The sequence below is a fragment of the Variovorax sp. genome (assembly GCF_965279555.1).
Taxonomy (GTDB): domain Bacteria; phylum Pseudomonadota; class Gammaproteobacteria; order Burkholderiales; family Burkholderiaceae_C; genus Variovorax.
The window spans coordinates 3,156,869-3,178,345 of the sequence record NZ_OZ257247.1; the positions used below are offsets into that span (position 1 = coordinate 3,156,869).

The following is a 21,477-nucleotide window of genomic DNA, read 5'->3' on the forward strand; positions in this document are numbered from 1 at the left end:
GTTCCAACCCTCGCGCCGCACTGGCCGAAGAACCGCCGAATGTCCCGAGTCCCTACCGAAGACGCCGAACCCGTCTCGCTGAGCCCCGCCCTCATCGTCGAGGACGACCCGGCCATGCAGGAGCGCCTGCGCCATGTGCTGTCCACGCTAGGCTGCGACGAGAACCGTATCGCGGTGGCCGACAGCGTCGCCGGGGCGCGGCAGCTGCTCGGCGAACATGACTACGGCGTGGTGCTGGTGGACATCGGCCTGCCCGACGGCAGCGGCGTGGAGCTGATCGGCTGGCTGCGGGCGCACCGCCCGGGCATTCCGGCGGTGGTGATATCGGCCTGGCGCACAGAAGAAATCATCTTCGCGGCATTGCGCGCGGGCGCCATCGGCTATCTGCTGAAAGAGCGCGACGACGTCGAACTGGGCATCGCGCTGCGCAGCATCCAGCAGGGTGGCGCTCCCATCGATCCGAGCATTGCGCGCCATATCCTCGGGTGGCTCGCGACGCAGCAGGCGCCGGCCGACGCACAGGCAAGCGCCCCCGGCGAAGCGGCGCCGGCCGCGCTGACGCGCCGCGAGCACAAGATCCTCGAGCTCGTGTCGCAAGGCCTGAGCAACCGCGACATGGCAGAGTCGCTGTCGATCTCCAGACTGACCGTGGAATGCCACACCAAGAACATCTACCGCAAGCTGGCCGTCAACTCGCGCACCGAAGCCGTCTTCCAGGCGCGGCGGCATGGCTTGCTGCGCTGACGGGCGCGCTGCTTCTTTTTCTTCTTGCGGCCCCCGCGGCCTTTGCCCAGGCCGGCGCGGAGGCACCCGCGCTGCGCGTGGAGGCCGTGCGCGCCACCGGCTGGCACGACACGGCCCCGCCCGCCGAGGGCTGGACACCCGTCACCCTGCCCGACAGCTGGGCCGCGCGCTGGCCGGGCTTCGACGGCGTGGTCTGGTACAGGCTGACCTGGGAACAGCCCGGGCAGGTGCGTGAAGCCGGCCTGCTGCTGCATTACCTGAACATGGCCGGCGAGGTGTCGCTCAACGGCACGCCGATTTCGCGCGACGACAGCCTGGTCGAGCCGCTCACGCGCGCCTGGAACACGCCGCGCTACTGGCTGCTGGCACCGCCGCTGCTCAGGCCCGGCACCAACACGCTGCTGGTGCGGGTGTCGGGCCTGTTCGCCTACCAGGCGGGGCTGGGGCCGGTGAGCCTGGGCACGCCGGCCGCGATGCAGGCGGATTTCGAGCGCGAGCGCCTGATCCGCCGCGACCTGCAGGTGCTGGGCCTGGCGGTGAGCGCGGCGGCCTCGGCCTTCTTTGCCGCGCTGTGGCTGCTGCGCCGGCGCGAGACGGCCTATGGCTGGTTCGCGCTGATGTCGGTGCTGTGGCTGCTGTTCGGCTACAACCAGATCGCGACCAGCCCCTGGCCCTTTGCCAGCAACCACAGCTGGCAGGCGCTGAACGTTTCGTTGCTGCTGGTCTTCGGCGTGTCGTACGTCGTTTTCGCGCTGCGCTTCTGCGGGCGGCGCATGCCGCGCCTGGAGGCCGCGGCGCTGCTGCTGGCGACGGCCGGCGTGCTCGACCTTTGGCTGGCGCCCGGCGCCGACCTGATCGCGCATCGAGCCGTCTGGACCCTGGTGGGTGGGCTCACCGTCATTGCGGTGAACGGCACTTCCATCGTGCATGCCTTGCGCCACCGAGACAGCCCGATGCGCTCGCTCGCCCCGTTCATGGCGGTGTCGGCGCTCACCGATGCGCACGACCTGCTGGTGTTCACGCAGATCATCGACAGCAACACCTACTACACGACGATGTCCTCGTACATCCTGCTGCTGGGCATGGCGCTGACGCTGGCCGCACAGTTCGTGAAGAGCCTCAAGCGCATCGAGAACTTCAACACCGAGCTGATAGAGGAAGTGAACGCCGCCAAGGCCGACCTGGCCGCCACGCTGGCGCAGCGGCATGCGCTGGAGCTGACGCATGCGCGCATCGGCGAGCGGGTGAATCTGGTGAGCGACCTGCACGACGGGCTCGGCGGCATGCTGGTGGGCAGCATCGCCAAGCTGGAGCGCACGCCCGAGAACCTCGGCGCGCCCGAGCTGCTCGCCATGCTCAAGCATCTGCGCGACGACCTGCGGCTGATCATCGATGCCACCGGCCGGGACGACGGCGCCCGCGCGCTGGGCGAACTGCTGGCACCGATGCGCTACCGCAGCGCGCAGCTGCTGGAAGCCAACGGCATCGACTGCCGCTGGAGCGTGTCGAACATCGAGACGCTCGAACTGACCGCGTCACAGAGCCTCGACCTGATGCGCTTCCTGCAGGAGGCGCTGACCAACGTGCTCAAGCACAGCGCCAGCCGGCGCGTGGACGTGACCGTCGCGCGCGCCGGTGCCGAGCTTCGGCTCAGCGTGCGCGACGACGGCCGGGGCTTTGCCGTGGAGAGCATCGACAAGGCCACCGGCGCGGGCCTTCGCAGCCTGCAGGCACGGGCGCGGCGGCTCGGGGCGCAGCTGCAGCTGCAGTCACGGCCCGGCGAAACGCAGGTGCTGCTGCGCATGCCGCTGGCCGCGCAGCCCTGAACTCAGCGGCCTCAGTCGGCCCAGACCACCGTGCCGGTCCACGCCGTGACCAGCACCACGATGCCGAACACGATGCGATACCAGGCGAACGGCACGAAGTTGTGGGTGCTGATGTAGCGCAGCAGCCAGCGCACGCACAGCCACGCACTCACGAACGAGAACAACAGCCCCACGGCGAACAGCGGAATGTCGGCCACCGACAGCAGCGCACGCTCCTTGTAGAGGCTGTACACGCCCGCGCCGATGAGCGTCGGGATGGCCAGGAAGAAAGAGAAGTCGGTCGCCGCCTGCCGCGACAGGCCCAGCAGCATGCCGCCGATGATGGTCGAGCCGCTGCGGCTGGTGCCGGGGATCATCGCGAAGCACTGCACCAGGCCGACCTTGAGCGCGTCCCACGGCGTCATGTCGTCCACGTGCTCGATGCGCACCGAGCCCGGCGGCCGCTTTTCGGCCCAGAGAATGATGAAGCCGCCGATGATGAAGGTGCTTGCCACCACGGTCGGGATGAACAGGTGCGCCTTGATGACCTTGCCGAACAGCAGGCCCAGCACCACCGCCGGCAGGAAGCCGATGAAGATGTTCAGCGCCAGCCGCTGCGCCCGGGGCTGCCGGGGCAGCGCGACCACGGTCGACTTGATCTTTTCCCAGTAGACCAGCACCACCGCGAAGATCGCGCCGGTCTGGATGGCGATGTCGAAGACCTTGGCCTTGTCGTCGTCGAAGCCGAGCAGCGAGCCGGCAAGAATGAGGTGGCCGGTCGACGAGATCGGCAGGAATTCGGTCAGCCCCTCCACGATGCCCATGATGGCGGCCTTGACCAGCAAAACGATGTCCACGCGTACTCCTTGAAAGAGCAGCAATTATCACGATGGCACTGGTCAGCCAGCGTTCAGGTAGCGCGGCAGGATACCCAGTTCAGGTGATATGCCGCCCCGCCGCGTTGACCCATAGTGGAAACCGGCCGGACAGGTTGTGATCCGGCGGAGTTTTGCCGATGCCCACCTTGACCCTCGGGGACCGCCTCGAAGAGCATGTTTCGACTGCCGACGACCACGGTGAAGACCGCCGCAAGAACATGCAGGACATCGAGAAAGAGCAATGCGCCTCGATGCGGCGGGTGGTCGAGGCCACCGGCGCCTCGGCCGGCGAACTGCGCCAGCTGATGCAACGGCTGCTCGACATCGACCGCAGCGGCCACAGTACCGGCATCGTGGCGCAGGGGCACATTGCCGCCGACCGCATGGAATCGGTCATGCAGGAGCTGGACCTCGGTGACGGCATCGCCGCCGGGCAGCGCACCGACGCGGCCCAGAGCATCGACTTCTGGCTGCTCGAGCCGCTGGACCCGGCGCACGACAAGAAGTGGTACGCCCGCTGGAAGTTCTGGAGCTTCATCCTCGGCGCCTCCGCGCCCGAGGTCTCGCTCACCCTGCAGGGACTGGCACTGAGGCCGACCGAGCCGGGCGACGCGCATGCCGACCTGGTTGCCAAGGCGCGCAAGGTGCTCGAAAGCTGGCGCCGCACCTCCGAGGCGCTGTTCTGGGGCGCCTTCGAGTGCTATGTGCGCCAGCAGTCGTTCTCGCTAGAGACGCAGGCCTACCTGATGCACTGCATCGCCGCCGTCTTCGCGGGCGACTCGATGAAGCTGTCGAACGCGCAGAGCGAGCAGCTCACCGGCATCCTCACCGACACCTACTGCGACGCGCTGGGCACGTCGGCGACCATGCCTTCGGCGGATATCTACCGGCGCCTGTCGCAGGGCCTGGAGGGCACCGACCGCGAGAGCCTGGTCACGCGCCGGCTGGGCCGCAGCGACGCGGCGCAGATCGCGATGACGGCGCTGTTCTCGGTCATCGAAAGCACGCGCGCCTCACGCTGAGCGCCGGCGCAGCGCGCGCACCGCGCTGTCGACCGTGGTCAGCACCGGCAGGCCGCTGGCCGACTCGCAGGCGGCGCGCGAGCGCGCCATGCTGAACTGCGCCAGCGCCAGCCGCGTGCAACCGCGTTGGCGCAGCGCGACGGCCTGGGCGGCGATGAGCGCGTCGTGCCGCTGCGCGTCGCCGGCGTTCAGCGCCTCGAGCGCGCCTTCGGCCAGCGCGAGTTCGAGCGGCGTTTCTTGCGGGAATTCGGGCGGCATCGACGCCAGCGTGGGCGCGAAGGTGGCGATCAGCCCGAGCCGGCCCTGCCCTGGCGCCGCCTCGTCGATCATGGCCTCGTTGGGCTTGAGCACCGGAATGCCCGCATGCCGCCGCGCCACCGCCTCGATGCAGGGCCCGAAGGCCGAGCAGGTGAAGAGAATGCCCCGCGCGCCGGTATCCACCGCGTACTGCGCCAGGCGCTGGAAGCGCTCGTGCATTGCATCGTCCAGCCCCTTGCCGCCCCGCGCGAGATCGGCCGAGAGGCTGTCGTCGAGCAGGTTCATGCGCTGCGCCTCGGGCCAGTCGCGCGCGAAGGCCTCGTTGATCGGAGCGACGGAGTGCGAGAGTGCGTGGATCAGGGCAATGCGGGTCATGGGGTCGTTTGGTTCAGATGCCTTTGGACGAGGGATTCGCGAACGCGTCTTTCGTCTCTGCGTTGAGCGGGTAGTTGATGTTGATGCCCTTCGGCGGAATCGGCGACATGAACCACCGCGCGTAGAGCTGTTCCATCTCGCCCGACTTCATCATGCCCGACACCACGCGGTCGACCAGCGCCTTGAAGGCCGGGTCGTCCTTGCGGAACATCAGCGACTGGTTCTCGGTGCGCAGGCTTTCGCCGGTGATGGCGAAGTCTTTCGGGTTGCGCGCATTGGCGAGCTGGCCGGCCAGCAGGATGTCGTCGAGCACGAAGGCCTGGGCGCGGCCGCTTTCCACCAGCAGGAAGGAATCGCTGTGGTCCTTGCCCGCCAGGTTGGTCACGTCGAGGCCGCGCCCCCGGTCGGCTTCGCGCAGCAGCCTGAACGAGGTGGTGCCGCTGGTGGTGGCTACCGTCTTGCCCTGCAGGTCGGCGATGCTTTTTATGCCCGAATCGGCCTTCACCAGCATGCGCACGTTGTAGCGGAAGATGTCCGGCGAGAACGCCACCTGCTTCTGCCGCTCGAGCAGGTTGGTGGTGGAGCCGCACTCGATGTCGACCGTGCCGTTCTGCACCAGCGGGATGCGGTTGGCCGAGGTCACGGCCTGGTACTTGATGTCGATGTTCGGCATCTTCAGTTCCGTCTTCACCGCGTCGACGATGCGGTGGCAGATGTCGATGCTGTAGCCGATCGGCTTGAGGTTGCCGTCGAGGTAGGAGAAGCCAAAGGACGACTCGCGGTAGCCGAAGGTGATGGCGCCGCTGGCCTTGATCTTGGCGAGCGTGTCGCTCTCCTGCGCATGCGCTGCGGCCAGGGGCGGCAGGAACGCGAAAACCAGCGCGAACGCGGCGGCACCGCAGGAAAACAGCGGACGAAGCTTGGGCATGAAACGCTCCTCGGAACGACGGTTGAAGAAAAAAACGAAGGGAAGGCGGTGCTCAGCGCGCGGCGGCGCGCGTCACGGCGTCGATCGATTCGGCCAGGCGCTCGACGATCCGTTGCAGGTCTTGCCGGGTGGCGATGAAAGGCGGTGCCAGCAGCACGTGGTCGCCCTGCCGCCCGTCGACCGTGCCGCCGAAGGGGTAGCACAGCAGGCCGCGCGCCATCGCGTCTTTCTTGACGGCGGCATTGACCTTGTGTGCCGGGTCGAACGGCGTCTTGCCCGCGCGGTCGGCCACCAGCTCGAGGCCCCAGAAGAATCCGCAGCCTCGGATGTCGCCCACGTGCGGATGCGCGCCCAGCGCCTCGGCCAGCATGGCACCGAAGGCGACGCCGTCCTCGCGCACCTTGGCGACGAGGCCGTCGCGCCGGATCACCCGCTGCACCGCGAGCGCGGCGGCGCAGGCCATCGGATGGCCCAGGTAGGTGTGGCCATGCTGGAAGAAGCCGCTGCCCTTGGACATCGCCTCGACGATGCGGCGCTGCGCCAGCACCGCGCCCACCGGCTGGTAGCCGCCGCCCAGCCCCTTGGCGATGGTCATCAGGTCGGGCACCACCCCTTCCTGCTCACAGGCGTGCAACGTGCCGGTGCGTCCCATGCCGCACATCACCTCGTCGAGGATCAGCAGCACGCCGTATTTGTCGCATACCGCGCGCACCGCCTTGAAGTAGCCGGGCACCGGTGTCAGCACGCCGGCCGTGGCACCGCCCACCGTCTCGGCCACGAAGGCGATCACGCGGTCGGCGCCCTGCGCGAGGATGGCGGCCTCCAGTTCGGCCGCCAGGCGCAGGCCGTACTGCTCGGCGCTTTCATCGGCGCGCTGCTCGCGATACGGGTAGCACGGCGACACATGCGTGGCCGGCACCAGGATCGGCGCAAAGGGCTCGCGCCGCCAGGCGTTGCCGCCCACCGCCAGCGCGCCCAGCGTGTTGCCGTGGTAGCTCTGGCGCCGCGCGATGAAATGGGTGCGCTGCGGCTGGCCGATTTCCACGAAGTATTGGCGCGCCATCTTGAGCGCCGCCTCCACCGCCTCGGAGCCGCCGCTCACCAGGTACACGTGGCTCATGCCCTCGGGCGCCGAGCCGATCAGCTCGTCGGCCAGCCGCTCGGCCACGTCGCTCGTGAAGAAGCTGGTGTGGACATAAGCCAGCGTGTCGATCTGCGCATGCATGGCCGCCAGCACCTCCGGATGCGCATGGCCGAGCGAAGACACGGCCGCGCCGCCCGAGGCGTCGAGGTACTCGCGCCCTTCGGTGTCGCGGATGTACATGCCGTGCGAGCCGGCGGCAACGGGCGGGGTCTGGCGGAGATGGCGGTGGAAGACGTGCGTCATGTCGGGCGGAGTCAGTGGATTTTTTGGAACTAACGTTTCGACTGAATTATTGTTTGGAACATTTGTTCCGTCAACTGTCGCCAAATGCCTGCTCCGGTACATTTGTTCCAACAGCAACAGAAGCCATCGAGAAGAGACATCGCCATGGGCGCCAGAGACCTGATACGCCAACGCTTCAACGAACTGAGCCCTGCGCTGCAGCAAGTGGCGCGCTACGTGCTCGACCACCCGAACGAGGTCGTCACCGGCTCGATGCGCAACGTGGGCACACGCTCGCAGAGCACGCCCGCCACGCTCGTGCGTTTCGCGCAGACCCTGGGCTTCGAGGGCTGGCCGCAGCTGAAGGAGGCGGTCGCCACCGACATGGGGCTGGACGCCGACACCTATGGCGAGCGCGCCAAGCAACTGGTCGGCCGCGCCAGGGACCAGAGCCTGACCGGCGAGATGTTCGAGGTGCAGCGCCGCAACCTGGAGGCCACCCACCGCCAGAGCGAGCAGGCGCTGCAGAAGGCCTGCTCGCTGATAGAAAAGGCCCCCGCCGTGCATGCGGCGGGCTTCCGGGCCTGCTTTCCCATCGCCTTTTCGTTCGTCTACGTGTATCGGCTGTTCCGCGACAGCGTGCATCTGGTCGATGGCCAGGGCGGCTCGCTGGAGATGCAGCAGCGCGCCTTCGCCAAGGGCGACACGCTGGTGGTCGCGAGCTTCGCGCCCTACTCGCGCGAGGCGCTGCAGGTGACGGAGGCGGCCAAGGCGGCGGGCTGCCGCATCGTCGCCATCACCGACAGCGCAGCCTCGCCGCTGTCGCTGCTGGCGGACGAAACGCTGCTGTTCACTATCCACAGCCCTTCGTTCTTCCCGTCGGTGGCGGCCGGCGTGGCGTTGACGGAAGCGCTGGTCGAACTGCTGGCCAGCCGCGCGGGCAAGCCGGGTATCCGGCGCATCGACCAGGCCGAGGCGCAGTTGTTCGAATCGGGTGCGTACCTGGTGCCGCCGGTCGTGCGCGGAGGCTGAAGCCCAGTCGCCTGCGCAGTCAGGCCAGCGCGCGCACCCTGCCGCTTTGCTTGCCGAGGTGGCGCACCAGCAGGTCCCGGTTGGCGGTGATGTGCTCGCGCATGAGCGCTTCGGCGTCGACGGCTTCCCGGCGGCTCAGCGACTCGACGATCTGCCGGTGTTCTTCCAGCGCCTGCTCGGCCTGGGCGCGGTGGTAGAGCGGCGTCGACGCGTCGCGGTTGTGCGGGCGCAAGTTGCTGTCGAAGATGATCGGCAACTGGTAGGCGCGGCCTACCGCCTCGCTCAGCCAGCGGTTGTCGGCCAGCATCAGCAGCTTGCGATGGAATTCGAGATTCAGGTCGTGCCAGCGCGTGGCGCGCTCGTCGCTCCAGCCGTCGGAGCGCATCACCTCGTGCTGCTCTGCGAGCATGGCCACCAGCCGTTCCAGCGCGGTGCCGTCCAACCCGCGCTCGCCGACGATGCGGCAGCCCATGCCTTCGAGGGTGGCGCGCACGCTGAAGGCGTCGAACACGTCCTTGGCGTTGAAGCGGCGCACCTGGAAACCCTTGTTGGGCAGATACACCAGCAACCCCTCGTCGGCCAGCCGCGCCATCGCGCCGCGCACAGGCGTGCGCGACACGCCCAGTTCGTTGGCGAGGGTGATCTCCATCAGGTGGGAGCCGGGTGCGATCACACCGTCGAAGATGCGATTGCGCAGCGTATCGGCCACGGACAACGCGCGTGTCCGGGAGGTATCTGGGGGGGTCATCGGAAATCGGAAACGGGTGCGCCCGGGATCAGGCCGCGCGGATGGTACGGCCCGCTATCAAAGCTTCATATCCCCGATTTCCGTAAAAATCCGATTTCGGACCTTTTCGATGAATAGGGAAAATCTCTTAACATTTACTAACACATTTAAGAATAAACACTGTAGTCCTACTTGGGAAGTACTACCTAAGCACCTTTTGGGTGCTTTTTTCATGTTTATTTCAGGAACGGTCCATGGAACGGAACCGCGTTCTGAAATGGAAGTCAAAAAACTTGTCGCGGCGCCTTGTCGCGACAGGAGTAACGACCATGAAGCAAGTCAAGCATTGGCAGGACCCCGTCAACGCCGTCGCCGGCGCGTGGCTGATCGTCTCGCCCTGGGTCCTGGGCTTTTCGGACATGTCGTCCGCAATGTGGACGATGGTGGCGACCGGCATCGTGCTGGGCGCAGTGGCGCTGGGCGCGACCTTCGTGCCGCGACAGTGGGAAGAATGGACCGAGGTCGCGCTGGCGGCCTGGCTCGCGGTGTCTCCCTGGCTGGTCGGGTTCCGTGGCTTGGAAACGGCGCTGATCAACGCGGTGCTCGTGGCCGCGGTGATCCTGGTGCTGGCGCTGTGGGTGCTGGTGACGGACAAGGACTATCTCGGCCAGGCGATGGACCGTCCGGCGCACTGACCGGCGACGCTTCATCGGAACAGGAGCCGGCGCCCTGGGCGGCGGCCGGGCCGTCAGGCACTCACGGCCTGGTGGGTGACGCGGGTGACGCAGCGGGCTGCTCCGGCTGCGCCTCGCCCTCCATCCAGCCCGCATGCCAGCCGCCGCCCAGCGCCTGGATCAGCGAAACGGCGGCGAGCTGCCGGTTGAGCTGCACCTGCACCAGCGTGCGCCGCGCGTTCAGTGCGGACACCTGGGCAGTGACCACGTCGGTGTAGGCCACCAGCGCCGAGCGGTATTGGTTGAGCAGGATCTGCTCGGTCTTGTCCGCGGCCGCGGAGGCCTCGCGGTACATGCCCTCCTGCTGCGCCAGCGTGGCGCCAGCGGTGAGCTGGTCTTCCACGCCCTGGAATGCGGCAAGCACGGTCTGGCGGTAGCGCGCCACGCTGGCGTCGTAGCTGGCCTTGGCCGCGTCGACACTGGCCGAGATGGCGCCCGCGTCGAACAGCACCTGCGCCGCCGAGAGGCCGAGCGACCAGAGCGTATTCGACGCGTTGAACAGGTCGCCGACCCGGCTGGCGCTGCCGCCGATTGCCGCGCTGAGATTGAAGCTCGGGAAATAGGCCGAGCGCGCGATGCCGATCTGCGAATTGGCCGAGGCCACCGAGCGCTCGGCGGACGCGATGTCGGGCCGGCGCTGCAGCAGGGTCGAAGGCACGCCGGTCGGAATGCCTGGCACGGTCTGCTTCCAGGCCGCGGCCGGCAGGCTGAAATCGGCCGGCACCGCACCCACCAGCATCGCGATGGCGTGCTCGAAGGTGGCGCGGTTGCGCACCAGCGTCAGGCGCGTGGCGCGTGCCGTGGCCAGTTGGCTCTGCGCCTGCAGCACGTCCGACTGCGCGGCAATGGCCGCCTTGTAGCGGTTGCTGGTGATGGTGTAGGCGCGTTCGTAGCCCTCGATGGTCTGGTCGAGCAGCCCGATTTCCACGTCGGCTTCGCGCAGCGAAAGGTAGTTGGTGGCCAGGCTGCCTATGGCCGACAGGCGCGCCGACGCAAGATCGGCCTCGCTGGCCTGCGCGTTGGCCGATGCGCTGTTCACGGACTCGCGCAGCCGGCCCCAGACGTCGGGCGCCCAGGTCGCGTCGAGCGTGGCGGAGAAAGAGTTGGAGGGGCTGGTGCTGCCCGTGTCCGAGCGCTTGCCGGAGCCGTTGAGCGACACCTGCGGGAACAGCGCCGCGCGCTGCCCGCGCACCAGCGCCTGCGCATTGGCGTAGTTGGCGACCGCCGCGGCGATGTTCTGGTTCGACACCTGCACCCGCGAGGCCAGCTCGTCGAGCGTCGGGTCGCCGAACAGCTTCCACCATTCGCCGCGGTCCAGCGCATCGGCCGGCGCGGCGGGCAGCCAGCCTTCGGCGGCCTTCTGCTCTTTCCAGTCGTTCGGCAATGCGGTCACAGGCTGGTGGTAAAGCGGGCCGACCGAGCAGCCCGCGAGCAGCGCGGCCAGCGCGAGCGCCGGGAGCGAAAGGCGCCCCGGCGCGCGAGAGGAAAAAGAAAGCAGTGCGTTCATGGCGATGGTCTCAGGCGGTCGTGGCACGGCTCAGTTCGTGTTCGTGGGCGCTGCGGCGGCGCAGCTTGTCCAGCAGCAGGTAGACCACCGGCGTGGTCAGCAGGGTCAGCATCTGGCTGGCGATCAGCCCGCCGATGATGGCCACGCCCAGCGGCCGGCGCAGCTCGGCGCCTTCGCCGAAGCCGATGGCCAGCGGCAGCGCGCCGAGAGCGGCGGCCAGGGTGGTCATCAGGATGGGGCGGAAGCGCAGCAGGCAGGCCTCGCGCACCGCCTCCAGCGGGCTGAGGCCGCGCGAGCGCTCGGCCTCCAGCGCAAAGTCGATGATCAGGATGGCGTTCTTCTTGACGATGCCGATCAGCAGGAACACGCCGATCAGCGCAATGATCGAGAACTCCATGCGGAACATCAGCAGCGCCAGCACCGCGCCCACGCCGGCCGAAGGCAGCGTCGACAGCACGGTGATCGGATGCACCAGGCTTTCGTACAGGATGCCCAGCACGATGTAGATGACGACCAGCGCCGCCAGGATCAGCATGGCCTGCTGGCTCTGCGACTGCTGCGCGCTCGCCGCCGTGCCCGCAAAAGCGCCGCGCACGTTGATGGGCATGGCGATGTTGGCCTCGGCCTTGGCGATGGCCTCGCGCGCGTCGCCCAGGTTGGCGCCTTCCACGAGGTTGAACGAGATGGTGGTCGCCAGCTCGCCGTCCTGGTGGCTGACCGAGGTCGCCACCGAGCTCTCCTGGAACTTCGCCACCGCGGACAACGGCACCAGGGACGTGGCCGTGTTGCTCAACACGTTGCCCGACGAGGCATTGCGCAGCGCCGGGTTGGCCGAGACCGGCACGGCGGTGCTCGACGAACTCGTGGCGGCAGAACCCGCGCCGGTCTTGCTGCCCGACTGCGCCGAATTGGAAGTGGTGGTCGGCGCCGCGACCTGCGTGGTCACCGCCTGCCCCGCCACCACCGTGGTCCTGGTGGCCGGCACGTACACGTCGCTCAGCGAATTGGGGCTTTGCGTGTAGCGCGGCGCCCATTCCATGATCACGTGGTACTGGTTGAGCTCTGTGTAGATGGTCGCCACCTGCCGCTGGCCGAAGGCGTTGTAGAGCGCGTTGTCCACGGCGGTGGAGGTCACGCCGAGCCGGTTCGCGGTGTTTTTGTCGACCTGCGCCATGGTCTCGACGCCGTTCTCGGTCTGGTCGGTGTCGACGTCTGTCAGCACCGGCTGCAGCTTCAATTCGTCAGCCAGCTTGGAGGCCCATGTGCGCAGGTCGGCCAGGCTGTCGCTCTTGAGCGTGTACTGGTAGGTCGAATTGCTGGAGCGTCCGCCCGAGCGCACGTCCTGCACCGTGCCCAGGAACACGCGCAGGCCGGCCACCGCGTTGAGCTTGGGCCGCAGCCGCGCGATCACGGCAAGGCCGCTGTCCTTGCGCTGGCTGGCCGGCTTCAGGTTGACGAACATGAAGCCGCCCCCTGCCCGGCTGCCGCCGGTGAAGCCGACCACCGTGTCGACCGCCTCGTCGGCGCGGATGATGTCGACCACCTCGCGCAGCTTGGCGGCCATGGCCTTCGACGAAATGCTCTGGTCGGCGCGCAGGCCGCCGTTGAGCTGGCCGCTGTCCTGCTGCGGGAAGAAGCCCTTGGGCGCGGCGCTGAACAGGTACACGTTGAGCCCCACCACCGCCACCAGGATCAGCATGACCAGCCCCTTGCTGTCCAGCGCCCAGTCGAGGCTGTGCTCGTAGCGCTTGAGCACCCAGTCGTAGCTGCGCGCGGCCATGCGACCAAAGCGGCCCTGCGGCTTGTTCTTGCCGTGCTCGCCGCCGGGCTTGAGCATCCAGGCGCACATCATGGGCGTGGTGGTCAGCGAGATGACGAGCGAGATCATCACCGCCGCCGACAGCGTGACCGCGAACTCGCGGAACAGCCGCCCCACCTGCCCGCCCATGAACAGCAGCGGAATGAACACCGCCACCAGCGACACGCTGATCGACAGCACGGTGAAGCCGACTTCCTTGGCGCCCAGCAATGCCGCCTTCATGCGCGTCATGCCCGACTCGATGTGCCGGCTGGTGTTCTCCAGCACCACGATGGCGTCGTCCACCACGAAGCCGGTGGCCACCGTGAGCGCCATCAGACTCAGGTTGTTGAGGCTGAAGCCCAGCAGGTACATGACCCCGAAGGTGCCCAGCAGCGCCGCCACCGTGGCCACGGCAGGCACGATGGTCGCGCGCACGCTGCGCAGGAACAGGCTGACCACCAGCACCACCAGGATGACGGAGATGACCAGCGTGAGCTCGACCTCGCGCAGCGAGCCGCGTATGGAGTTGGTGCTGTCAGAGGCCACCTGCAGCGTGACGTCGGGCGGCAGCTGCGCCTGCAGTTCGGGCAGCAGCGCGCGCACGCTGTCGACCGTCTCGATGATGTTGGCCGAGGGCTGCCGCGTGATCAGCACGATGATCGCGGGCTCGCCGTTGAACAGGCCCAGCGTGCGCGTGTCTTCCACGCCGTCGAGCACCTCGGCCACGTCCTGCAGCCGCACCGCCGCGCCGTTGCGCCAGGCGATGACCATGGGGGCGTAGTCGCTAGCGCGCAGGGCCGGCGTCTGGGTGTAGATCTGCAGCTTGCGGCCCTCGCCCTGCACCATGCCCTTGGGCCGGTTGGCGTTGGAAGCCTGGATGGCGGCGCGCACGTCCTCGGTGCTGATGCCGTAGCGGTTGAGCGCGAACGGCAGCAGCTCGATGCGCACCGCGGGCAGCGAGCCGCCGCCGATCTCGACGTCGCCCACGCCGTCCACCTGCGACAGCCGCTGGCTCACGATGTTGGAGACCGCGTCGTAGATCTGGCCCGGCGTCTTGGTCTTGGAGGTGAGCGCCAGGATGATCACCGGCGACGAGGCCGGGTTCGCCTTGCGGTAGGTCGGGTTGCTGCGCAGCGTGGCGGGCAGGTCGACCCGGCTGGCGCTGATGGCGGCCTGCACTTCGCGCGCGGCGCCGTTGATGTCGCGGCTCAGGTCGAACTGCAGCGTGACGCGCGAGGTGCCGACCGAGCTGGTCGAGGTCATCTCGTTGACGCCCGCGATGGTGCCCAGGTGCCGCTCCAGCGGCGTGGCCACGCTGGTGGCCATGGTCTCGGGGCTCGCGCCCGGAATGGACGCGTTGACGGAAATGACCGGGTAGTCGACCTGCGGCAGCGGCGACACCGGCAGCACGAAGAACGCGGCAATGCCGGCCAGCGCAACGCCGATGGTCAGGAGCACCGTGCCGATGGGGCGGCGCACGAAGGGCAGCGAGAGGTTCATCGCCCGGCCCCGGCAGATTGGACGGCGCGCAACGTCAAGCCGCTTCCTCCTCGATCGTGCGCCGGGTGCTTCCCCCGCCCAGCCGGTCGAACGCGAGATAGATCACCGGCGTGGTGAACAACGTGAGCAGCTGGCTCACGATCAGGCCGCCGAATATGGCCAGGCCCAGCGGGCGCCGCAGCTCTGCGCCGTCGCCGAAGCTCAGCATCAGCGGCACGGCGGCGAACAGCGCGGCCAGCGTGGTCATCAGGATGGGCCGCAAGCGCAGCAGCGCCGCCTGGTGGATCGCCTCGCGCGCCGACTTGCCCTGGTTGCGCTCGGCGTCGATGGCGAAGTCGATCATCATGATCGCGTTCTTCTTGACGATGCCGATCAGCAGGATGATGCCGATGATGCCGATCACCCCCAGGTCGTTGCCGGTGATCATGAGCGCCAGCAGCGCCCCCACGCCGGCCGAGGGCAGCGTCGACAGAATGGTGAGCGGATGCACGTAGCTTTCATACAGCACGCCCAGCACGATGTAGACGCACACCACCGCAGCCAGGATGAGCCAGAGCTGGTTCGACAGCGACCGCTCGTAGGCGCCCGAGGCGCCGAGGAAGCTCATGGTGATGCTGCCGGGCAGCCCGATTTCCTTGGCCGCCGCGCGGATGGCATCGACCGAGGAGCCGAGCGACACGCCCGGCGCGGTGTCGAAGTTCAGCGTGCTGGCCGGGTACTGCGCCACGTGCGTGATCTGCAGCGGCGCCTGCTGCTCGCTGATGTTGGCAATGGCCGAAAGCGGCGTGGCCGTGCCCGAGCCGGCAATGAGGCTGAGCTGGCCCAGCGACTGCGGCGTGTTCACCATGCCGGGCATGGCTTCGAGGATCACCCGGTACTGGTTGGTCTCGGTGAAGATGGTCGAGACGATGCGCTGGCCGAAGGCGCTGTAGAGCGCGTCGTCCACCGTGCTCGCGGTGATCGACAGCCGCGCGGCCGTGTCGCGGTTCACGTTCACGAAGGCCGCCAGGCCCTGCGCGCCCGCGTCGCTGCTCACGTTGCGCACCTTGTCGGAAGTCTGCAGCCGCGCCACCAGCTTCGTCATCCATTCGGTGATGGCGGCGCTGTCCACGCCTTCGAGCGACACGCGGTATTCGGTCGGGCCGGTCTCGGCGTCGATGGTCAGGTCTTGCGTGGGCTGCAGGTAGAGCGTGACGCCGGCCACGCCGCGCACATGCTCGCGCAGGCGGTCCATGATCTTCTGCTGGTTGTCGTGGCCGGGCTTCAGGTTGATCAGCATGCTGCCGGTGTGCAGCATGGTGTTGTTGGCCGCGTCCACGCCCACGAAGGAGCTGAGGTTCTCCACATCGGGGTCTTCGAGGATCGCGTGCGCCGCCTGTTGCTGCAGCTGCGACATGCGGTCGAAGGACACGTCCTGCGCGGCCTGGATGCGCGCCTGCAGCTGCCCGGTGTCCTGCGTCGGGAACAGGCCCTTCGGGATCGAGAGGTACAGCACCACCGTGAGCACCATGGTGAGCAGCGCGACCAGCAGCGTGAGCGGCTGGTGGTCGATCACCCAGTGCAGCGAGCGGTCGTAGCGCACCATCACGCCGTCGAAGAAGCGCTGCGCGCGCGCGCCGAGGCCCTGGCTGGCGGCGTCGCGCTTCGGCTCGTGCTTGAGCCAGCGCGCCGACATCATCGGCACCAGCGTGAGCGACACCACGGCGGAAATCAGGATGGTGATGGCCAGCGTCACCGCGAACTCGCGGAACAGCCGGCCAACCACGTCGCCCATGAACAGTAGAGGAATCAGCACCGCGATGAGCGACACCGTCAGCGAGATGATGGTGAAGCCGATCTGCGTGGCACCCTTGAAGGCGGCCTGCAGCGGTTTTTCGCCTTCCTCGATGTAGCGTGCGATGTTCTCGATCATGACGATCGCGTCGTCCACCACGAAGCCGGTGGCGATGGTCAGCGCCATCAGGCTCAGGTTGTTGAGGCTGTAGCCCAGCAGGTACATCAGCCCGAAGGTGCCGATGAGCGAAATGGGCACCGCGATGCTGGCGATGACGGTGGCGCGCAGGCTGCCCAGGAAGGCGAAGATCACCAGCACCACCAGCACCACGGCCAGCACCAGCTCCATCTCGACGTGCTCCACCGAGGCGCGGATGCCGGCCGTGCGGTCGCTGAGCACGGAGATGTTCAGCCCGGTGGGCAGGCCGGCCTGCAGCTCGGGCAGTTGCGCCTTGATGGCGTCGACCGTGGCGATCACGTTGGCGCCGGGCTGGCGCTGCACGTTCATGATGATCGCCGGAATAAGCTTGGTGCTGCCGTCTACCTTGCTGCCGGCCCAGGCGCTGAGCTGTGTGTTCTCGGCGCTGTTGACCACCTGGGCCACGTCGACCATGCGGATCGGCGCGCCGTTCTTGTACGAAACGATGAGGTTCTTGTAGTCATCGACCGTGAGCAGCTGGTCGTTCGAATTGATGGTGTAGGAGCGTTTGGGGCCGTCGAAGCTGCCCTTGGCGCCGTTGGAGTTTGCCGCCGCGATGGCGGTGCGCAGCGTGTCCAGCCCGATGCCGTTGGTGGCCAGCGCCTGCGTGTTGGCCTGGATGCGCACCGCCGGGCGCTGCCCGCCGCTCAGCGACACCAGCCCCACGCCCGAGACCTGGCTGATCTTCTGCGCGAGCCGGGTGTTGACCAGGTTCTGCACCTCGGTGAGCGGCAGCGTGTCGGAGGTGATGGACAGCGTGAGCACCGGCGCGTCGGCCGGGTTGACCTTGGCGTACACCGGCGGCGCCGGCAGGTCGGCCGGCAGCAGCGAGCCGCCGGCGTTGATGGCGGCCTGCACCTCCTGCTCGGCCACATCCAGCGTCTGGCCGAGCGAGAACTGCAGCGTGATGATCGACACGCCGGCCGCGCTGGTCGAGCTCATGCGGTCGAGCCCCGACATCTGGCCGAACTGCCGCTCCAGCGGCGCGGTGACGGTGTTGCTCATGACCTCGGGGCTGCCCCCGGGGTAGAGCGTCTGCACCTGGATGGTCGGGTAGTCGACCTGCGGCAGGGCCGACAGCGGCAGGAAGCGGAACGCCACCAGGCCGGCCAGCACGATGGCGACCATCAGCAGCGAGGTCGCCACCGGTCGGAGAATGAACGGGCGTGAGGGACTCATCGGTCGCGGCGCTTGCGGTCGGTCTGTCTGGTTGGCGCGCCAGCTGTCAGCGCATCGTGCCGCCGGGCGCGGCGGGCGGCGTGCCCGGCTGCACCGCGGGCGCGGGCGGAGGCACTGAAGGGGTGGCCGAGTCGGACGAAGCCGGCCGCTGCCGCGTGCCCGCGCCTTCCGCGCCGCCCGCGCCGCCTTCTCGCCGGCCACCTCCGCCAGCACCGCCGCGCTCGCCGCGATGCACGCGGCGCTCCCCGGAGGCCGCGCCCGCCGGCGGTGCCGCCGGCCGGTCGACCGTGGTCTGCACCCGCGCGCCGTCCTTCAGGCGGTCGCCGCCCTCGGTCACGACCTGCTCGCCGGCCGCGAGGCCGGACATGATCGCGACGTTGTCGACGCTCGACTCGCCGCGCGTCACCGTGCGCTGCGCCACGGTGCTGTCATCCTTCAGCACATACACGTAGTCGCCGTTGGGCCCGTGGCGCAGCGCCGTCACCGGCACAACCACCGCGCCGCTCACGGTGCGCAGCAGCAGCCGCAGGTTGACGAACTGGTTCGGGAACAGCGTGTTGTCGGCATTGGAGAAGCGGGCCTTTGCCTTGACGGTGCCGGTCGCGGTGTCGACCAGGTTGTCGAGCGTGGCGAAGGTGCCGGTGGCGAGCCTGCGCGTGCGCGTGCGGTCGAAGGCGGTGGCGTCGAGCTTCGCGCCCTGTGCCAGTCGGTCCTGCACCTCGGGCACGCGGTCTTGCGGAATCGCGAATTCGACGTCGATCGGCGCGATCTGGGTGATGGTGGCGATGCCGTTGGTGGCTCCGGTCGAGATGTAGTTGCCCGCATCCACCGGCCGCAGGCCGATGCGCCCGCTCACCGGCGCGGTGATGCGGCTCCAGGTGAGGTTGAGCCTGGCGGTGTTCTCGTTGGCGCGGTCGATGGCCACGGTGCCTTCGAGCTGCTTGACCAGTGCGGCCTGGGTATCGACGTCCTGCCGGGCGATGGAGTCCTGCCCGAGCAGGGTCTGGTAGCGCGACAGCGTGACGCGCGCCGCCGCCAGCTGGGCCTCGTCGCGCTGGCGTGCGCCGCTGGTTTGCGCCAGCGCGTTCTGGAACGGTTGCGGGTCGATGGTGGCCAGCACGTCGCCCTTCTTGACCATCTGCCCTTCCTGGAACAGCACCGCGGTGAGCACGCCCGACACCTGCGGCTGCACCACCACGTTGGCCAGCGGCGTGACCGTGCCCAGCGCCTCGAGCTGCACCGGGATGTCGGCCTGCTTGGCGGTTGCAATGCCGACCGTGCTGGTGGCCGCGCCGCCAGGGCCGCCGAGACCGCCACCGCCGCGTGCTCCCGGGCCACCCGCGCCGCCGGGACCGCCCGGCCGGCCGCCCGGGGCCGCGCCCGGCGCACCCGCGGGCGTCTTCGCGCGCTGGATCAGATACCAGGCACCGCCCCCCAGAACCGCGAGCAACAGCAGAGTCAGCAACGCCCCGACCCAGCGACGCCTGCGCACCGGTGGATGTGTGGGAGACACGTTGGCGGGCAGGGGCTCGGGCGGTTTTTCTTGTTCCATGGGCTGTGCGTGCGAAGGGGGTGCGAGGGTCGACCTAGAGTACAGCGCGGAATGGTAGCCCCGGAGTTTGCTGGGCCGTAAAGCGTCGGTAAAGCTGACGCCCGGGCCGCAGTTCACGCCCGCCTGCCGCAATTCGCGCCGCCGCCCGGCGTTTCGTCGCACGCCGGTGGCCGGCAGGGGTCGGGCCCGGCAAAGTCCGCTCCATCGATTCCTCTCCCGCCCTTCGGCTTTTCCTTATCTTTCAACGGAGCGCCACCATGCTGATGCAAGTCATCCTCCATACGCCCAAGTGGGTGTTCGCCGTTTTCTTCCTCCTGCTCTGGCTCGGCGCCAGGCAACTGCTCACCAACGACGTGAGCCTGAGCAGGGTCACGCTGATGCCCGTCGCCATGGGCGGCCTGTCGCTGTACGGCGTGATCTCGGTCTTCGGCGAATCGTTCGGCGCGCTGCTCGGCTGGGCCGTCGCCGCGGTCGTGCTGCTGGCGCTGGTGCTGCAGCGCCCGCTGCCCGCCACCACCCGCTACGACGCCGCCGGGCGCCGCTTCCACGTGGCCGGCAGCCCGGTGCCGCTGATGCTCATGATGGGCATCTTCCTGACCAAGTACGTGGTGGGCGCGGCCCTGGCCATGCACCCCGAACTGGGCCACCAGGCCGCCTTCGGCATCGTGGTGCCGACGCTGTACGGTGCCTTCACCGGCGTCTTCGCGGCCCGCGCGGCACGCCTGTGGAAGCTCGCCATCCGTACTGACGCCATGTCGGCTGGCGTGCGCGCCGCCTAATATCGGCTTCCGGCCCCAGCCTCCAGATCGGCTTCCGGCCCCAGCCCCAAGGAACCGCCACCATGAACGTGCTCTTGCTCATCCTCAAGATCTCCGTCACGGTGGTGCTCGTCGCCTCCATTGCCGAGGCGCTGGTGCTTGCCTTGCGCAACGGCTGGCGCAGCTACGACTGGAAGGCGTCCGGCATCTCGGTGGTCGACTTCCTGGTGCGCGAATACCCGCTGCGCTGGCTGCTGCCGCTGGCCTTCTGGACAGGCGCCATGGACTGGTTCTATGCCCACCGCCTGTTCACGCTGCCGATGGACCACTGGACCGGCTGGGCCGCCTGCTTCATCGGACAGGAGTTCTGCTACTACTGGTACCACCGCGCGGCGCACCGGGTGCGCTGGTTCTGGTGCACCCACTCCATCCACCATTCGCCGAACCAGCTGAACCTGTCGGCCGCCTACCGCTTCGGCTGGACCGGCCGCCTCACCGGCACCCTGGCCTTCTTCATGCTGGCGCCGCTGCTGGGCATGCCGCCAAAGGTGATCCTGCTGATGCTCACGCTGAACCTGCTGTACCAGTTCTGGATCCACGCGACCTGGATTCCGCGCCTCGGCCCGCTGGAATGGTTTCTGAACACGCCCTCGGCACACCGGGTGCACCATGCGTCGAACCTGGAATACCTGGACGGCAACTACGGCGGCGTGCTGATCGTGTTCGACCGGCTGTTCGGCACCTACATTCCCGAGCGCGCCGACCTCCCCTGCCGCTACGGGCTGGTGAACCCGATCACCACGAACAACATCTTCGAGATCGAGTTCTCGCAATGGCGTGCGCTGCTGCGCGACCTGGCCTCGGCGCGCTCGGTGCGGGCTTTCCTGGGCTATCTCGTGAAGCCGCCGGGCTGGAAGCCCGACGGCCCCGGCGACACCACGGAAGAACTGCGGCAGCGCGCGGCTCTGCAGGCAACGCCTGCGGCCCCCTCGGCCACCCCCGATTTCATTCCTGTCCAATACAACAAGGAGCTGTCATGAGCCCATCTTCGCCCGACAACGCCCGCTTCTCCGACGTAGAACGCCTCGCCCGCCGCCGCGCCGGCGCCAAGATGGGCTGGTACATCCACGCTTTTGTCTATGTGCTGGTCAACGTGGGCCTGGTCACGATCTCGGCCGCCAACGGCCGCAACTGGGCCATGTATCCGCTCATGGGCTGGGGCCTGGGGCTGCTGATCCATGGTGCCGTGGTCTGGTTCATCGCCCCCGGTGGCGGCTTCTACGACCGCCTGGTCGAACGCGAGCGCCGCGCGCTGGGCGCCGGGGACCGCGGGTGAGCC

Annotated in this window: 17 protein-coding genes; 8 read left to right on the forward strand and 9 right to left on the reverse strand. The window is 68.3% G+C overall.

Going from position 1 to position 21,477, the window contains the following annotated elements; genetic code table 11:
- Positions 1-39 precede the first annotated feature (39 nt).
- On the forward strand, positions 40-744 hold the full coding sequence (locus ACQY8B_RS14965; protein ID WP_422087421.1) for a response regulator transcription factor: 705 nt from the start codon (positions 40-42) through the stop codon (positions 742-744).
- Positions 654-2,570, forward strand: coding sequence for an ATP-binding protein (locus tag ACQY8B_RS14970; protein WP_422087422.1), 1,917 nt, complete (start codon positions 654-656; stop codon positions 2,568-2,570). Before ACQY8B_RS14965 ends, ACQY8B_RS14970 begins: the two co-directional genes overlap by 91 nt.
- An 11-nt stretch (positions 2,571-2,581) precedes the next feature.
- On the opposite strand, the gene ACQY8B_RS14975 is transcribed toward ACQY8B_RS14970, so the two are convergent.
- Positions 2,582-3,406 carry an undecaprenyl-diphosphate phosphatase gene (locus tag ACQY8B_RS14975; protein WP_422087423.1) on the reverse strand — a complete coding sequence of 275 codons (825 nt, stop codon included), beginning with the start codon at positions 3,404-3,406 and terminating at the stop codon, positions 2,582-2,584.
- 158 nt (positions 3,407-3,564) lie between these two features.
- On the opposite strand from ACQY8B_RS14975, the gene ACQY8B_RS14980 reads away from it, so the two are divergent.
- Positions 3,565-4,449, forward strand: coding sequence for a hypothetical protein (locus ACQY8B_RS14980; protein WP_422087424.1), 885 nt, complete (start codon positions 3,565-3,567; stop codon positions 4,447-4,449).
- Here the strand turns inward: ACQY8B_RS14980 and ACQY8B_RS14985 are convergent.
- The 3 genes from ACQY8B_RS14985 to ACQY8B_RS14995 are packed head-to-tail and all read right to left on the reverse strand — an operon-like array spanning position 4,441 to position 7,397.
- Complete coding sequence (locus ACQY8B_RS14985) at positions 4,441-5,082, reverse strand: aspartate/glutamate racemase family protein (RefSeq protein ID WP_422087425.1); 642 nt, start codon at positions 5,080-5,082, stop codon at positions 4,441-4,443. The two genes, ACQY8B_RS14980 and ACQY8B_RS14985, sit on opposite strands and share 9 nt — an antisense overlap.
- Positions 5,083-5,095: 13 nt before the next feature.
- On the reverse strand, positions 5,096-6,010 hold the full coding sequence (locus ACQY8B_RS14990) for a transporter substrate-binding domain-containing protein (RefSeq protein WP_422087426.1): 915 nt from the start codon (positions 6,008-6,010) through the stop codon (positions 5,096-5,098).
- Between the two features lie 52 nt (positions 6,011-6,062).
- Complete coding sequence (locus ACQY8B_RS14995) at positions 6,063-7,397, reverse strand: aspartate aminotransferase family protein (protein WP_422087427.1); 1,335 nt, start codon at positions 7,395-7,397, stop codon at positions 6,063-6,065.
- Positions 7,398-7,541: 144 nt separating this feature from the next.
- Between ACQY8B_RS14995 and ACQY8B_RS15000 the strand changes: the two genes are divergently transcribed.
- Positions 7,542-8,408, forward strand: a complete 867-nt coding sequence (locus tag ACQY8B_RS15000; protein WP_422087428.1) for a MurR/RpiR family transcriptional regulator — start codon at positions 7,542-7,544, stop codon at positions 8,406-8,408.
- A gap of 19 nt (positions 8,409-8,427) precedes the next feature.
- Here the strand turns inward: ACQY8B_RS15000 and ACQY8B_RS15005 are convergent, their stop codons facing one another.
- Positions 8,428-9,117: a GntR family transcriptional regulator gene (locus ACQY8B_RS15005; RefSeq protein WP_422089057.1), complete on the reverse strand. Its 690-nt coding sequence runs from the start codon at positions 9,115-9,117 to the stop codon at positions 8,428-8,430.
- 347 nt (positions 9,118-9,464) lie between these two features.
- Here ACQY8B_RS15005 and ACQY8B_RS15010 point away from each other — a divergent pair, with 347 nt between their 5' ends.
- Positions 9,465-9,830, forward strand: coding sequence for an SPW repeat protein (locus ACQY8B_RS15010; protein WP_422087429.1), 366 nt, complete (start codon positions 9,465-9,467; stop codon positions 9,828-9,830).
- A 61-nt stretch (positions 9,831-9,891) separates the two neighbouring features.
- On the opposite strand, the gene ACQY8B_RS15015 is transcribed toward ACQY8B_RS15010, so the two are convergent.
- Genes ACQY8B_RS15015 through ACQY8B_RS15030 form a run of 4 tightly spaced genes read right to left on the reverse strand, consistent with a single transcriptional unit; the run spans position 9,892 to position 19,380 of the window.
- Positions 9,892-11,376, reverse strand: coding sequence for an efflux transporter outer membrane subunit (locus ACQY8B_RS15015; RefSeq protein WP_422087430.1), 1,485 nt, complete (start codon positions 11,374-11,376; stop codon positions 9,892-9,894).
- 10 nt (positions 11,377-11,386) lie between these two features.
- On the reverse strand, positions 11,387-14,677 hold the full coding sequence (locus ACQY8B_RS15020; RefSeq protein ID WP_422087431.1) for an efflux RND transporter permease subunit: 3,291 nt from the start codon (positions 14,675-14,677) through the stop codon (positions 11,387-11,389).
- A 34-nt stretch (positions 14,678-14,711) separates the two neighbouring features.
- On the reverse strand, positions 14,712-17,828 hold the full coding sequence (locus ACQY8B_RS15025; RefSeq protein WP_422087432.1) for an efflux RND transporter permease subunit: 3,117 nt from the start codon (positions 17,826-17,828) through the stop codon (positions 14,712-14,714).
- 46 nt (positions 17,829-17,874) lie between these two features.
- On the reverse strand, positions 17,875-19,380 hold the full coding sequence (locus ACQY8B_RS15030; protein WP_422087433.1) for an efflux RND transporter periplasmic adaptor subunit: 1,506 nt from the start codon (positions 19,378-19,380) through the stop codon (positions 17,875-17,877).
- 257 nt (positions 19,381-19,637) lie between these two features.
- Between ACQY8B_RS15030 and ACQY8B_RS15035 the strand changes: the two genes are divergently transcribed.
- The 3 genes from ACQY8B_RS15035 to ACQY8B_RS15045 all read left to right on the forward strand — a co-directional run bounded on the left by ACQY8B_RS15035 (position 19,638) and on the right by ACQY8B_RS15045 (position 21,474).
- Positions 19,638-20,159, forward strand: coding sequence for a DUF6622 family protein (locus tag ACQY8B_RS15035; protein ID WP_422087434.1), 522 nt, complete (start codon positions 19,638-19,640; stop codon positions 20,157-20,159).
- Positions 20,160-20,221: 62 nt separating this feature from the next.
- Positions 20,222-21,178: a sterol desaturase family protein gene (locus ACQY8B_RS15040; RefSeq protein WP_422087435.1), complete on the forward strand. Its 957-nt coding sequence runs from the start codon at positions 20,222-20,224 to the stop codon at positions 21,176-21,178.
- Positions 21,175-21,474 carry a 2TM domain-containing protein gene (locus ACQY8B_RS15045; RefSeq protein ID WP_422087436.1) on the forward strand — a complete coding sequence of 100 codons (300 nt, stop codon included), beginning with the start codon at positions 21,175-21,177 and terminating at the stop codon, positions 21,472-21,474. The genes ACQY8B_RS15040 and ACQY8B_RS15045 overlap by 4 nt, the downstream gene beginning before the upstream one ends.
- Positions 21,475-21,477 lie beyond the last annotated feature (3 nt).